A 13898-nucleotide genomic window follows, 5' to 3' on the forward strand; every position below is an offset into this window, starting at 1 on the left:
CTTTCGGGAATGGTCGACGTCCGCGCGCCGAGGTTGGGCGCGCGGGAATTGGCAGAAGACGTCGGTCACCGGAGAAGGAGGGCACTGCAAAGGGACCCCAAAACGGGTGCTGGGTGAGTGCCTAGAAGGATGCCGACGTGTGGGGGAGTGCCAAGCAGGCCAAAACGGCCACCTCGCCAACCATGGCTGCGGCAACTGAAACAGTGCGCACGCTCATCCCCTCGTTCAATTCCCTTTTAGAAGCGGTAGTCCGCTGCCGCCTATACTTTCAAAATTTCCGGGCAGGTGTCCACTGAGAGATTGACTGGCTGAAGGGTACGGAACGTGAGGGAGGGCTTGGTGCTTGTGATCTGTATCGCATTTTGATTCCGCTTGGGATTACGTGACGCAAACGTTTCTTAATTATCGGCAGGCTAGGCTAGCCTTACTTAGGTTCGCATCACTTACTTAAGGAGTCCCGTGGCTTCCCTTCTCCCACGCCGCGCCCTGCTGAAGACAGCAGGAACCGCGACGGCCGCCCTGGCCGCCGTCGCGCTTACCCTCACCGGCTGCTCCACTGGTCCGGCAACGTCCGCTCCGGCATCTGAGCAGGCCGCATCCTCAGCTTTCCCCGTAACCATCAAGAACGTCTTTGGTGAGACCACCATCAAGGAACAGCCCAAGCGCGTAGTCACCGTCTCGTGGGTCAATGACGACGTCGCGATCGCACTGGGCGTTGTTCCCGTGGGTGTCCCGAAGAACGAGTGGGGCAACAACGACAAGGGCTCCACGCCTTGGAAGGACGCAGCGCTGGAGAAGCTCGGCGCCGGCTTTGGCACCGACAAGGCTCCGGTCCAGTTCTCCGAGGCAGACGGCATCAACTTCACCGAGATCGCCAAGCTCAGCCCGGACGTTATCCTGGCCGCGTACTCCGGCCTGGAAGAGGCTGACTACAAGAAGCTCAGCGAAATCGCCCCCGTTGTGGCGCAGCCGGAGCTTGCCTACGGTACGCCGTGGCAGGAAAGCACCACCCTGATCGGCAAGGCACTGGGCAAGGAAGCCGAAGCCAAGAAGCTGATCGAGGACACCGAAACCACCGTCAAGGACAAGGTTTCCAAGTTCCCTCAGATCAAGGACAAGACCTTCATTTACGGCAACCTTGAACCTGCCAAGGGCGATGGCGCCAACGTTTACACGGCCATCGACAACCGCCCCCGCTTCCTCTCCGAAATCGGCATGAAGCTGGCACCCGTGGTGGAGCAGAACACCAAGAGCGCTACAGAATTCTTCATCCCGTGGTCTGCTGAAAAGGCCAATGAGCTCGAGTCCGACGTTTTCGTCACTTGGGTTCCGGACGCCACCACAGCCGACGCCATCAAGGCCGACCCGCTGCTTGGCCAGATCCCGGCCATCAAGAAGGGCGCCCTGGTTGCTGATTCCGACCAGACGCTGACTCTCTCCATCTCCGCTTCTTCGCCTCTGAGCCTGCCGTGGGCGCTGGACACGTTCCTGCCGCAGCTGGGTAAGGCTGCGGACGCAGCGGGCAAGTAACTGCAATGAAACTGAGTACGACGACGGCAGTCCAGGGACGGGGCAACGGCACTTCGGTGTCGGCTGGCCCGGGAGGCATCGCCCCTGAAACTGCTGGAACCGGAGGGGGAACCGTCTCCCGCAGCATGGCAGGCAAGCGCACCGCTTGGCTGCTGGCCGCCGTCGTCGTACTCGCCGCAGTCTGCGCCGCATCCTTGGCGATCGGCGCACGCGGACTTCCCCTCAATACCGTGTGGGAAGCCCTCACCAACTTCAATCCGGCAGACGGTAACCACGCAGTGGTCATCGCCCGGATTCCCCGCACTGTCCTGGGCCTGCTTGCCGGAGCCGCACTTGGCCTTGCCGGTGCAGCCATGCAGGGCGTGGCCCGCAACCCGCTGGCCGATCCCGGGATCCTGGGACTCAACGCCGGCGCTGCCTTGGCCGTGGTCGTGGGGATTTACGTTTTCGGTATTGGCTCTCTGTCCGGCTACATCTGGTTTGCCTTCATCGGCGCCGCTGCGGCCGCCGTCGTGGTTTATGCCGTTGCTTCCCTGGGACGGGATGGTGCGACGCCGGTCAAGCTCGCCCTCGCGGGTGCTGCCCTGAGCGCAGGCCTGTTCTCCCTCATGAACGTCATCCTGGTTTCAAGCCAGGACACTTTTGACCGTTTCCGCTTCTGGCAGGTGGGCACCATTGGTGGACGCGACTGGTCCGTCCTGGTGCCGGCGCTGCCGTTCCTCGCCGTCGGGGCCGTGATTGTCCTGGCCGGGGGCCGCATCCTGAACAGCCTTGCCCTGGGCGACGATATTGCCCGAGGCCTCGGCCAGAACGTCACGTTGGCCCGCAGCATCACCGGGCTGGGGATCGTCTTGCTCTGTGGCTCCGCCACAGCCGTGGCCGGACCGATCGCCTTCCTAGGCCTCGTCATCCCGCACGCTGTCCGCTCTTTGACAGGGCCCGACTACCGCTGGATCCTGCCGTTCTCCGCGGTCACGGCGCCCATCCTGCTGATCATCGCCGACATCGTTGGCCGCGTCATTTTGCTCCCCGGTGAAGTCCCCGCGGGCATCATGACCGCCATCATTGGCGCCCCCGTCTTCGTTTGGCTCATCCGGCGCGGAAAGGGGGCCGGACTGTGACAACCGTCCACAAGCTCCCCACCGAGTTGGCACCTAATGACAATGTTTCCCCCAAACATCATCATCAAATGCCACTTCGGCGAGTGCTGAGCCCCACGTTCTTCCTCGGACTGGCGCTCCTGGTCATGTTCGCGGTGTACGTGCTGCTGGGCAGCTACACCGTGACCATCCCGGACTTCTTCACCATTGTCATCAACCACCTGACCGGCGGCGAGAAAATCCCCGGTGCCAGCTTCATCGTGATGGAGCACAAGCTGCCCAGGGCCGTTGTGGGAACCATGATCGGCATCGCCTTCGGCCTGGCCGGCGCACTGTTCCAGACCATGCTGCGCAACCCCCTCGCCAGCCCGGACATCATCGGCATCAGCTACGGTGCCAGTGCCGCTGCCGTAACGGCAATCGTGATCTTCGGTGCCTCCGGAGCCGTGGTTTCCGGGGCTGCACTCGGTGGAGCTCTCGGCGTCGCGGCCATCATCTACGCAATCTCCCGCGGCGGTTCCGGCGCGGGCGGAGGCAGCCGCGGCAACGCTGCAGGCAACCGCCTCATCCTTGCCGGCGTTGGCATCGCCGCTGCACTGCACGCAGTGGTCAACTTCCTCATGACCCGCGCGGACATCCGCACCGCCGCGGATGCCCTCATCTGGCTCAACGGATCCCTGAACTCCGCAACCTGGGACCGCGCAGGCGTCCTCGCAGTCTCCTTGCTGGTCCTGATCCCCGCCGTCATTGCCCTCGCCGGTCCGTTGCGCATCCTCGAACTTGGCGACGACGCCGCTGCGGGCCTTGGGATCAAGGTCAACGCCGCCCGGCTGGGACTGGTGCTGACCGCCGTCGGACTTGCCGCCGTCGCAACTGCCGCCGCCGGTCCGGTAGCGTTCGTCGCTTTCCTGGCCGGACCAATCGCCCGCCGGATTGTCCGCAAACCCAGCCTGCCGGCGTCGGCCCTCACTGGTGCGCTGATCGTGCTGCTCGCAGACTTCTTCGCCTCCAACATCGCTCCCGTCATCCTGGACGGAACCGTCCTCCCGGTCGGCGTCATCACCGGCGCCCTCGGCGCACCCTTCCTCCTGTGGCTGCTGGTCACGTCGAACCGAAAGGAGGCCTGACATGGCCATCCTTAATGCCCAGGACCTGACGCTCCAATACGAGCAGCGCAAGGTGGTGGAGGGACTCTGCACCGAGATCCCCGAGGGCAAAGTGACCATGATCGTGGGCGCCAACGCCTGCGGCAAGTCGACGCTCCTGCGCGGTCTGTCACGGCTTCTCAAACCCGCCGGCGGCTCGGTGACTCTCGACGGCAAAGACATCCACACCCGTCCCGCCCGCGAACTCGCCCGGACGCTCGGCCTGCTCCCGCAACACCCCACAGCTCCCGACGGCATCACCGTACGGGACCTCGTTGGCCGCGGCCGTTACCCGCACCAGGGCTTCTTCCGCAGCTGGAGCGCAGCCGACGACGCCGCGGTGCAGCGCGCGCTCGACGCCACCTCAACGCTGGAACTCGCTGACCGCAGCATCGACGAACTGTCCGGCGGTCAGCGCCAGCGCGTCTGGATCGCCATGGCCCTGGCGCAGGAGACCGAAGTCCTGCTGCTGGACGAGCCCACCACTTACCTGGACCTCGCACACCAAGTGGAGGTCCTGGACCTGATCACCGACCTCAACCGCAGCCGCGGAACCACCGTGGCAATCGTGCTCCACGACCTCAACCTCGCAGCCCGGTACGCGGACCACGTCATCGCCTTGAAGGGCGGGTGCATCGTGGCCGAAGGGCCGGCGCCCGTCGTTGTCACCGAAGAGCTGGTCTACAACGTTTTCGGCCTGGAATCCCGGGTGGTTCCGGACCCCATTTCAGGCACACCGCTGATCGTCCCCATCGGACGCCACCACGCACGCCCCGCTTCAACCAACGAACTGGAGATCGCCTCATGAGTGCACAACCGACCCAGGCAAAAGCAAGCGCCGCCGTGGAGCCCATGACCCTCGCCTTCGACGTCACAGTGACGGCCGTGCAGGAGCTGAGCCCCAACTTCCGCCGCATCACGTTTGGCGGCTACTCCCTGCGCGACTTTGGCGTAGCGGGCGACACCCTGGACCTCCGCGTGAAGCTGATGATCCCGTCCTTCGACGCTCACGGCAATGTCATTCCGCTGCCTCCCTTCAAGATGGAAGAAGCTGGCTGGTACCAGGAATGGCTGGCCATGGACCCGTCCGTCCGCGGTGACATGCGCACCTACACCGTGCGCTCCGAGCGCCTCGACGCCGTGTACCCCGAGATCGACATCGATTTCGTGATGCACTTTGATGACGCCGGCCACGGCGGACCCGCAGCCAACTGGGCACTTGGAGCGAAACCAGGCGACGCGCTCACCATCATCGGCCCCAACAACCGCGCAGCGCAATGCACCACGGCCGGCGCATACGGTGGCATCGAGTGGCGTCCGGGCATGGCCCAGCGCGTGCTCCTGGCCGGCGACGAAACCGCCGTCCCCGCCATCAGCGCCATCCTCGAGAGCCTCCCCGCGGACATGACCGGCCACGCCTTCCTCGAAGTACCGGAAGCCGGCGACTTCCAGGACATCAACACCGCAGCCGACATCGAAATCACCTGGCTTGCACGCGGTGCGGCCATCGGACGCGCACGTCCCCACGGAGAACTCCTTAAGGAAGCCGTGGCCAAGGCCGTTCCCGTGCCGGGCTGGGTGGGCATCAAGGGTACCGGGACCGCAGCCGGACCCGAGCCCGAAGACGTCAATGTGGACCAGGACATCCTCTGGGAAACGCCGCAGCGCATGGACACCGCAGCCATCGAAGCAACCAAGAACCCCACCCTTCCCGCCGGTGCCCTGCCGTTCTACGCCTGGATCGCCGGCGAAGCGTTCGTCATCAAGGAAATGAGGCGCTACCTGGTGAGGGACGTTGGCATTGACCGTAAGCAGGTTGCCTTCATGGGGTACTGGCGACGGGGCAAGGCAGAGGGCTAAGGCCAGCTTGACCGCTTAGTCCGCCAATCGCTCCGCTCGCTCCGTCCGTTCCTAACCTTCCGACGCTCTCTCACCTTTCGTGCGTTTGAGCGGGATGTTCTCTCACCTTTCGTGGGCTTGAGCGGGATGTTCTCTCACCTTTCGTGGGCTTGAGCGGGATGTTCTCTCACCTTTCGTGCGTTTGAGCGGGACGCTCTCTCACCTTTCGTGGGCTTGAGCGGGACGCTCTAGCGTTCGGTGAGAGAGCGCTCCCGCGGTTGGCGCGTTTGGTGAGAGAGCGTTGGTTTACCTCCGGTTGGTTCGGGCTTAACCGGGGGCGGGTAGCTTCGGTGGGGTGCGGGGAGATTTCGGGGGCGGGAACAACGTTCGACGGCGGTTTGTCGCCATCGGGGATTCGTTCACCGAGGGCGTGGGGGACCCGAGCAAGGTCCTGCCCAACGGGGTCCGCGGATGGGCCGACCGGGTAGCCGAGAAGTTGGCCAAGGCAGAGCCGGGCTGGGAGTACGCCAACCTGGCCGTGCGCAGCAAGCGGCTCCGGCACATCATCGACGAACAACTTGAGCCCGCGCTGGCTATGGAGCCCACGCTCATCACGCTGTATGCCGGCGGCAACGACATCCTTGATTTCGGGACCGACATGGATGCGCTCCTCAACGACTACGAGCTGCTCGTCGCACGCCTGAGCGAAACCGGGGCCACCTTGGTCCTGTTCACAGGGTTCGACGTGAAGGTGTCCGCCGTCCTGGAACCCTTCAAGAAGCGAAACACCCTTTACAACCAGAGAGTCCGGGACATCGCCGCCAGATATGGCGCGATCCTGGTGGATTATTGGTGCTTCGACGCCTACAAGGACCAGCGGATGTGGGCACCGGACCGGTTGCACATGTCCAAGGCAGGCCACAAGTACTTGGCCGCCCAGGTGTTGGACCACCTCGACGTTCCGCACAAGATCTCGCCCAAGGAATGGGGCCCGCCTACCCGCATGTCCATGCGCGAATGGGAACGCCGGCAGCGCCGCTGGGTCAACGACTGGGTTGTGCCGTTGTTCGGGCGCAAACTGCGCGGAGTCACGCTCGGCGACACGCTCAGCCCGCGCTGGCCACAGCCCGTGAAGGTGCCACGCACGGGTGGTTTGAAGAAGCTCATGGAAGAGGCAGCCCATTGAAAGAGCCGATCCGGTTTGTTGCGCTTGGCGACTCCTTCACGGAAGGCGTCGGAGACAACGACCTGAGACTGCCCAACAACTGCCGGGGCTGGGCTGACCGTGTTGCCGAAGAAATGGCGCGGCACGACGACAGCACGCGCTACGCCAACCTCGCCATCCGCGGCCGGCGCCTTCAACGGATCGTGGACGAACAAATCGAGCCCGCCCTGGCCATGGACCCCACCTTGGTCAGCTTCTACGCGGGCGGCAATGATCTCCTCATGGCCCGGCTGGATATGGCCAAGCTCATGAGGGACTACGAAGATGCGGTGCGGCGCCTCAAAGCGAGCGGTGCCACGATCCTGCTGTTCACGGGCTACAACGTTCCCTTGTCGCCCCTGCTTGAGCCGCTCAAAGTTCGCACGGCAATCTACAACCGCACCATCCGGCGGATTGCGGCGAAGTACCAAACGCTCTTGGTGGACTATTGGTGCTTCGAGAAGTTCCAGGACCCGCGGATGTGGGCTCCGGATCGCCTGCACATGTCCACCCCCGGGCACAGCTACATGGCCAAGAAAGTCCTTGAAGTCCTGGGGGCGACCCACTCGCTGAGCTCGCCAACGCTGGCAACTCCCCGCCCGCGGACCTTCACCGAAAACATCGCCGACGACGCCGCCTGGCTGAGGCGCGACGTCGCACCTTGGCTTTCGCGGCGGCTCCGCGGGGTATCGAGCGGCGACCGTCTGGGGGCGCGGTGGCCCGAACCCATGCCTGTGGTGCTGCCTGAGCGGCTTGGTACTGCGAAGGCGCAAATGCCTCAGGTGTCCAGCAGGTTTTCGTAGCCCTCGGCCACGCTCGTGGCCGTGAATTCGATGATCTCGAACTCGGCCACTCCGTTGCTGTAGAACGGGTCCTGGGCCAGCGAAGCATCCAACGTAGCCCTGTCCACTTTGGACAGCAGTACGCCTCCCGTGGCTGGAACGCGGCGTCCGGACGCAAGGAAGATGCCGCCGTCGAACGCGTCCTTCAGCCAGGCCATGTGGCCCGGTCGGTGGAAGTCGACAATTTCGTCGGGAACTTTGTATGTCAGCGAGACTACGAACATGCCGCCAGCCTATCGCTTGGGCCGCAGCCCGGACCTAAGGAAGCTGTGAATTCTCCTAAGATGGGTTCATGACTCAACCCCGCTGGCTGAACGCCGACGAACGCCGTGCTTGGCTGGCCCTGCTGAGCATCAACACCTTGCTTCCCTCGGCTTTGGATACCCAGCTTCAGTCGGCCGGAAAACTGTCCCTTTTCGATTACAACGTGTTGGCAATGCTCTCCGAAACCGAGGGCCGCTACCTTCCCATGAGCGAGCTTGCTGCGCGCACAAGTGCCTCCTTGTCGCGTCTTTCCCACGTGGTGACCAAGCTGCAGAAACGTGGCTGGGTGGAGCGGCAGGCACACCCCGGCGATGCCCGTGTCACGGTGGCCCACCTGACCGATTCCGGCATGTCCACCATCGTTTCCCTCGCCCCGGGACACGTGGAATCCGTGCGTGCGCTGATGCTTGATTCGCTGAGCCCGGAAGACGTGGCAGACCTGGCACGCATTGGCGAAAAAATCGTGGCCCGCTTGGACAACAATCACTGGATCCTTCGCGACTCGTAGTGGTGCTTTGTTGCCACGAGCGTTGAAGTGGCAGACTGGCGGCATGGATTTTGCTGCCCGTTACGTTGCCCTGGGGGATTCTTTCACCGAGGGCGTCGGCGACGACGATCCCAACCGCCCCAACGGCGTCCGAGGCTGGGCCGACGTCGTCGCCGAACAGCTGGCCAGCAGCAACGAGTACTTCGGCTACGCGAACCTTGCGATCCGGGGCCGGAAGCTGCGCCAGATCATGGCAGAGCAAGTGGATGCCGCCGTAGCCATGAACCCGACCTTGGTGACGCTTTACGCCGGGGCGAACGACATCCTGCGGCCCAAAATCGATATCGACTCGCTGTTGGAGGAGTACGACGCCGGCATCGCCAAGTTAAGCGCGACGGGCGCCACCGTGGTCCTCTTCACGGGCTTTGATGCCAAGGGCTCCAAAGTTTTCAGCGCCATGCGCGGCCGCACCGCGATCTACAACGAACTGGTGCGGGAGATTGCCGAGAACCATGGTGCGTTGCTGGTGGATTACTGGCGGTTTGACGAGTACGACGACTGGCGCCTCTGGGGTGAGGACCGGATGCACATGTCTACGGCCGGCCACGTGAACATGGCGAAGCGCGTGCTCGATGTTCTTGAGCATGAGCACGTGATTGAGGTTCCACGGCTTGCCCCGCTCCGCCTCATGAACCGCGTTGAAACCCTGAAAGCCAACGCCCGCTGGTTCCGGGAGTCGGCGGCGCCGTGGGTGGCCCGGCGGGTGCGTGGAGTTTCCTCCGGCGACGGGTTGAGCCCGAAGTACCCCGAACTGATCAGGCCGCTCTAGGCGGCGGACCGAAATTCAGGTGTGGCCAGCAGTTCGCCGTCGGGCCGCACCGCGAGCACCGCAACGCCCCACTTGGCAGCGACCAGATCCAAGGTCCGGGTTCCGCCGGCGACAATGGCCGTCGCCAGGACGTCTGCCGTGACGATGTCCGCTGCCGCGACGGAGGCTTGGACAAACTCCGGCCTGGCTCCTCCGACGGCCCAAATATGGTCGCCGCGTTCGGCAGACCCGGACGTTGCCAGTGCCTTCCTGGATTGCAGCGGGAACGCGCCCAGCAACGCCTCGCGATCCAGGGGGTCCAGGATGCCGGCGAGCCAGGGGTCATGCGTGGCGGGATCGGGCGACCCACTCACCAGTACGTCCCCGCCCGCGTTCACGCACCAGTCCTGAAGCCCGAGTGCCCGCAGAGACATCGCCGCTTCCCGCACGGCATGGGCTTTGACGATCCCGGTCAGGTCCAGTCGGCCGTCCGGGCGCTCCGCAGTGAAGGCACCTTCTGTCGCGAGCCGCCACTCGGATGCCTCAGCGTAAAGGTCGCGCATGGTCTCCGAGGCATCGGCCAATGTCAGCTCGCCGCGGGCCAGTCGACTCGCTTCGGAGCCGCGACGGTACAAGCTGAATGCGTGGTCCAGTTTCGCGAAGATTCCCTCAACAACCTCGACGGCGGACTCAAGTTCGTCCACGGCGGTGTCGGCGTAGGTGTTGCTCGCCACTGTCAGGCTCACCACTGTCAGGCTCACCACCGTGCCCATGCTGCGGAAGGTGCGGGCACGGAGCTGTTGTCCGTTAGAAGTTGGCTGCATCGAGGGCTGCCTGAAGTGAGGTGAGGTAGGCGTCGCTGGTGACGGTCGCGCCGCCGATGGTCTGGACGTTGGCGGACTGGGCTTGGAGTACTTCGGACCGCAAAACCGGGGCTGCGCGGCTGCTGATCTGAGCTGACTTCCGTTCAGCATCGGTGAGCTGCAACGCCGTGACTTCCGTGATTTTGCCGCTTTGGATCGTCACTTGCACCTGGACTGTACCGAAGCGGGTCTGGACGGACGCGCCGTCGTACGTTGCCGCCGTCGTGCTTCCCGTGCTGCTGCCGGAACTACTTCCGGACCCTGCGGAAGAAGGCCCGGTAGCAGTGGTACCTCCGCCGGAATTTGTACCGCCAGCCGCGATGCCGCCGCTCGTTGCGCTGCTGTTCAGGCTGGTGGTGGTCGCTGTGCCGGTCTCGGCGATATGCGCGCCTGACTGCCAGCCAGCCAGAAGGATACCGGCCGACGCGACGGCGGTTGCCAGGGCTGCTCGAATTCTCACCAGTCAAACCTTTCGTTGTGTAGTTGTTCCGCCGGGACACCGGCAGCCTGCACGTCCCGGATCACGGAGGAGGCCCAGAGGGCAGGGCCGCAAACGTAGACGTCGGCATTGGCAATTGCGGGTGCGTAGGAGCTGAGCGTGAAGCCGTCGTTGACCGCGTTGCGGGGAAGCCAAGCATGGTCTCCGGAGGACCTTGGCCCGGTCAGATGGTAGAGCGTGACACCACGCGCCTGGCAGATTGCCATGATTTCCTGGCCAAGGAAGAGCTCGGATTCGTCATGGCCGCGGAGCAGGACAATCGCGTGACCAGGATCAAACGGCGTGGTTTCCAACAGCGACCGCAATGGCGTGATCCCAATGCCGGCACCAATCATGACCACGTCTTCGCGGGATCGGGCAGCTGTGCTGAACAAGCCGTAAGGACCTTCGATCGCCACCTTGGTGCCCGGCCTGATGTGGGCCAGGCTGGCAGAACCCTCCCCCAGGTTGCGGACAGTGATGCGCAGTTTGCCGGGTCGGTTTAGGCCTCCGGGAACTGGTTCCGCGGAAAGGCTGAACGGGTGTGGCTGCCACCACTGGCCAGGTGCCAGGAATCGCCACAAGAAGAACCTGCCGCCCGAGCCGGCCAATCGTTCAAGGTTCCGTCCCGTCATTTCGATACTGAAGACATCCGGTGCCACACGGACCACCCGGCTGACGGTGAGTTGATGCCTGAAGCTTGCCGCGAGGGGCTGGTATACGCGGAACCAGGCCAGCGCCACGCCCGTGCCGATGCACAGCGCCAGCCAATACCAGCGCTGCCACGTTCCTTCGGCAAATAGCCCGCCCACGCTGAACTGGTGCGGGATGGCCGTCCCGACAGCCGCGTACGTCAGCAAATGCACCACGTACCAGAACTCGTAAGGGAACTTGCGGCGGACTGCAACCAGGGACGTCACCACCACGGCGATAAACAGTGCCATGGACACAAATGCCAACCACATGTCAGGCACGTTGACCCAGAGCGAGATGGACTCGCTCAACGGGTCAAGTCCCTCCGCGGCGCCGTATCCAATAGCTAAGAACAGCCCGTGCGCCAGAAGCAGATAGAGTGCCGGCTTCCCGAGGGATTTGTGGATCTCCAAGGCACGATCGTGTCCGATCGCGTTGTCGACCACAGGAATCCTTGCCGCCAGCAGCAGCATCAGCAGAACCAGATCCATGCCGATCAGTCCGGCGACGATGCCAAGGGCAGTCATGGTCCCCGCGAAGCTTGAGAAACCGCTGGCACCGCCGTCGGCCAGCCACAGTGCCACTGCCGCCATACCCGACAACCAACCCACGGCCCCGAGCAAATCTGCCCGGGCAAGTCGCCGTCGTGCCTGAGGACGGAAGCGTTCGACGCCGGGTGGCCGCTTTCGCGAGGCCGTTGCCGGGGCGGTTTCCACCGGCGATTCCGGGGTCAATAACGAGGTCATGACCTAAGACTCACCGATCATCCTTTCGTTCTGCTGTGAAAGAGCTTTAGGGGGCGTATGATGCCGGATTGGTCTTAATTTGGCCTGGCCCGTAGAATAGTTAGGCGCTAGGTAGTGCGGTTCGTGTGCAATTGCTCCGGTTGGTGGTGACTGTCGGTTTTCCGACATCCCGCGGGCCGGTAGTTAGGGGCTCAAGTTGCGTGCATTCCTGTATTCGCCCGGTATCCCAGGACTTGTTCCAGTGTTGATCACTGCCCGGTCCTGAGGCCAACCCTCTTCGCCGCACGTGCTGCGGAAACTACCGAATTGGTTTGGACCCGGATGCGGACGCTGCCTGTCGCACGGTAACGCAGGAACATCTGTACGCCGTTACATTCAATCTTTGGAGGAGAGTCATGGCAGCACACTGCCAAGTGACCGGAGCCGAGCCGGGCTTTGGACACAGCATTTCGCACTCGCACCGTCGCAACAAGCGCCGGTTCGACCCGAACATTCAGAAGAAGCGCTACTGGGTTCCGTCCCTGCGCCGTAATGTCACGCTGACCCTGTCAGCCCGTGGCATCAAGACCATCGACGTACGCGGCATCGACTCAGTCGTCGCCGACATCCTGGCACGAGGAGTAAAGCTCTAATGGCAAAGGACAAGGACGTACGTCCGATCATCAAGCTGAAGTCCACCGCGGGCACGGGTTACACCTACGTAACCCGCAAGAACCGTCGTAACGACCCGGACCGCCTGGTCCTGAAGAAGTACGACCCCAAGATCCGCCAGCACGTCGAATTCCGAGAGGAGCGCTAAACACATGGCAAAGAAGTCCAAGATTGCTCGCAACGAGCAGCGCAAGGTCATTGTTGAGCGTTACGCTGCCAAGCGTCTCGAACTGAAGAAGACCCTGGTTGACCCCAACGCGACTGACGAAGCACGCGAAGCTGCACGCCTCGGCCTGCAGAAGCTGCCCCGCAACGCCTCCCCGATCCGTCTGCGTAACCGCGACCAGATCGACGGCCGTCCCCGTGGCACGCTCCAGAAGTTCGGCATCTCCCGTGTTCGCTTCCGCGACATGGCACACCGTGGTGAGCTCCCGGGCATCACCAAGTCTTCCTGGTAATCACGAAGCTCTGAAAGGGCCGGCAACCGTTATGGTTGCCGGCCCTTTCTGCGTTTAAGCGTGCTTACTGTCAGCTGGGGCGCGGGTGGTTGGCGCGGGTGGTTGGCGCGGGGTGGTTGGCGCGGAGGCGGCGGTCATCCTCTGCGCGCTCGCTCGTGCCGCGCTTGGACGCGCGCTGCCGGATAACCGCAGCCTCCTTCCGACGCTCTCATCTTTTCGTCGTTTTCAAGCATCGCTCTCTCACGTATTCGACGCTGCGGGTCGACGCTCTCTCACGTATTCGACGCGTTGGGTCGACGCTCTCTCACCCCTTGTGGCAACGTTCTCTGGCGCACCCTCGAAGACGGCAGTTACCCGCACGTGTGGGCGGTCGCCTTGTCAGTCCCTTCGGCTCGCGCCCGCGATCGGTCTGTGATGGGCTTCACTTCGACCAATTTCGTTCGATTGAGAGTGATTCGACCGCGTTGTGACACCGTTTGGCCTGTGTTTGCGGGGTTTTGGGTGATGTTGCGGTGGATTTGTGCCGGGGCTTGGGGACGTGTAATGTCTTCTGAGTCGCCGCGAGTGAGACAGCCTGGAGCTGGGAACTGCGGAGGCCGACCCTCTTGATAACAGCCTGGAAAATGGTTCGCTTTTGAGCGTGCCTGTGCCGGGTGGGGCCGAGGAAGTGGACCGGGAATCGCGGAAACGTTGATTTGCAAAGGTCCTGCTGATCGGGTAAGTTTGAAAAGTTGCTCCGGAGCGATCCTGGACCCTGTTGGGGTGTGGGTGGTGCCGGTTAGTGTCTGTT

The 13898-nt window shown here is 63.4% G+C and carries 16 protein-coding genes; 12 read left to right on the top strand and 4 right to left on the bottom strand.

Features of this window, described 5'->3' with window-relative positions:
- Positions 1 to 459: 459 nt before the first annotated feature.
- From N7568_RS11685 to N7568_RS11715, 7 genes are all read left to right on the top strand, one after another.
- Positions 460 to 1530, top strand: a complete 1071-nt coding sequence (locus N7568_RS11685; protein WP_261609988.1) for an iron-siderophore ABC transporter substrate-binding protein — start codon at positions 460 to 462, stop codon at positions 1528 to 1530.
- A gap of 5 nt (positions 1531 to 1535) precedes the next feature.
- Positions 1536 to 2651 (top strand): FecCD family ABC transporter permease, encoded by a 1116-nt coding sequence (locus tag N7568_RS11690; RefSeq protein WP_261609989.1) that lies wholly within the window; start codon positions 1536 to 1538, stop codon positions 2649 to 2651.
- Positions 2648 to 3757, top strand: a complete 1110-nt coding sequence (locus tag N7568_RS11695; RefSeq protein ID WP_261609990.1) for a FecCD family ABC transporter permease — start codon at positions 2648 to 2650, stop codon at positions 3755 to 3757. The genes N7568_RS11690 and N7568_RS11695 overlap by 4 nt, the downstream gene beginning before the upstream one ends.
- A gap of 1 nt (position 3758) precedes the next feature.
- Positions 3759 to 4583: an ABC transporter ATP-binding protein gene (locus N7568_RS11700; protein WP_261609991.1), complete on the top strand. Its 825-nt coding sequence runs from the start codon at positions 3759 to 3761 to the stop codon at positions 4581 to 4583.
- Positions 4580 to 5635 (top strand): siderophore-interacting protein, encoded by a 1056-nt coding sequence (locus N7568_RS11705; protein ID WP_261609992.1) that lies wholly within the window; start codon positions 4580 to 4582, stop codon positions 5633 to 5635. Before N7568_RS11700 ends, N7568_RS11705 begins: the two co-directional genes overlap by 4 nt.
- Positions 5636 to 5969: 334 nt before the next feature.
- Positions 5970 to 6800: an SGNH/GDSL hydrolase family protein gene (locus tag N7568_RS11710; RefSeq protein WP_261609993.1), complete on the top strand. Its 831-nt coding sequence runs from the start codon at positions 5970 to 5972 to the stop codon at positions 6798 to 6800.
- Complete coding sequence (locus N7568_RS11715) at positions 6797 to 7621, top strand: SGNH/GDSL hydrolase family protein (RefSeq protein ID WP_261609994.1); 825 nt, start codon at positions 6797 to 6799, stop codon at positions 7619 to 7621. Before N7568_RS11710 ends, N7568_RS11715 begins: the two co-directional genes overlap by 4 nt.
- On the opposite strand, the gene N7568_RS11720 is transcribed toward N7568_RS11715, so the two are convergent.
- A complete protein-coding gene (locus N7568_RS11720; RefSeq protein WP_261609995.1) occupies positions 7597 to 7884 on the bottom strand; it encodes a YciI family protein in 288 nt (95 codons plus the stop codon). The genes N7568_RS11715 and N7568_RS11720 overlap by 25 nt on opposite strands.
- 68 nt (positions 7885 to 7952) lie before the next feature.
- On the opposite strand from N7568_RS11720, the gene N7568_RS11725 reads away from it, so the two are divergent.
- Together N7568_RS11725 and N7568_RS11730 are read left to right on the top strand one after the other, a co-directional pair.
- Complete coding sequence (locus N7568_RS11725) at positions 7953 to 8432, top strand: MarR family winged helix-turn-helix transcriptional regulator (protein ID WP_261609996.1); 480 nt, start codon at positions 7953 to 7955, stop codon at positions 8430 to 8432.
- Between the two features lie 43 nt (positions 8433 to 8475).
- Positions 8476 to 9240, top strand: coding sequence for an SGNH/GDSL hydrolase family protein (locus tag N7568_RS11730; protein ID WP_261609997.1), 765 nt, complete (start codon positions 8476 to 8478; stop codon positions 9238 to 9240).
- Here the strand turns inward: N7568_RS11730 and N7568_RS11735 are convergent.
- The 3 genes from N7568_RS11735 to N7568_RS11745 are packed head-to-tail and all read right to left on the bottom strand — an operon-like array spanning position 9237 to position 11999.
- Positions 9237 to 10043 (bottom strand): FAD:protein FMN transferase, encoded by an 807-nt coding sequence (locus N7568_RS11735; protein WP_261609998.1) that lies wholly within the window; start codon positions 10041 to 10043, stop codon positions 9237 to 9239. The two genes, N7568_RS11730 and N7568_RS11735, sit on opposite strands and share 4 nt — an antisense overlap.
- Complete coding sequence (locus tag N7568_RS11740; protein WP_261609999.1) at positions 10027 to 10542, bottom strand: FMN-binding protein; 516 nt, start codon at positions 10540 to 10542, stop codon at positions 10027 to 10029. The genes N7568_RS11735 and N7568_RS11740 overlap by 17 nt, the downstream gene beginning before the upstream one ends.
- Positions 10539 to 11999, bottom strand: coding sequence for a ferredoxin reductase family protein (locus tag N7568_RS11745; RefSeq protein ID WP_261610000.1), 1461 nt, complete (start codon positions 11997 to 11999; stop codon positions 10539 to 10541). The genes N7568_RS11740 and N7568_RS11745 overlap by 4 nt, the downstream gene beginning before the upstream one ends.
- Before the next feature lie 395 nt (positions 12000 to 12394).
- Here N7568_RS11745 and rpmB point away from each other — a divergent pair, with 395 nt between their 5' ends.
- Genes rpmB through rpsN form a run of 3 tightly spaced genes read left to right on the top strand, consistent with a single transcriptional unit; the run spans position 12395 to position 13108 of the window.
- Entirely contained in the window at positions 12395 to 12631 is a 237-nt protein-coding gene (gene rpmB, locus N7568_RS11750) for a 50S ribosomal protein L28 (RefSeq protein ID WP_011776361.1), read from the top strand.
- Positions 12631 to 12798 (top strand): 50S ribosomal protein L33, encoded by a 168-nt coding sequence (rpmG, locus tag N7568_RS11755; protein ID WP_003798558.1) that lies wholly within the window; start codon positions 12631 to 12633, stop codon positions 12796 to 12798. Before rpmB ends, rpmG begins: the two co-directional genes overlap by 1 nt.
- A gap of 4 nt (positions 12799 to 12802) precedes the next feature.
- On the top strand, positions 12803 to 13108 hold the full coding sequence (rpsN, locus tag N7568_RS11760; RefSeq protein WP_011776360.1) for a 30S ribosomal protein S14: 306 nt from the start codon (positions 12803 to 12805) through the stop codon (positions 13106 to 13108).
- Positions 13109 to 13898: the final 790 nt, after the last annotated feature.

This window comes from Paenarthrobacter aurescens (assembly GCF_025421775.1).
Classification (GTDB): domain Bacteria; phylum Actinomycetota; class Actinomycetes; order Actinomycetales; family Micrococcaceae; genus Arthrobacter; species Arthrobacter aurescens_B.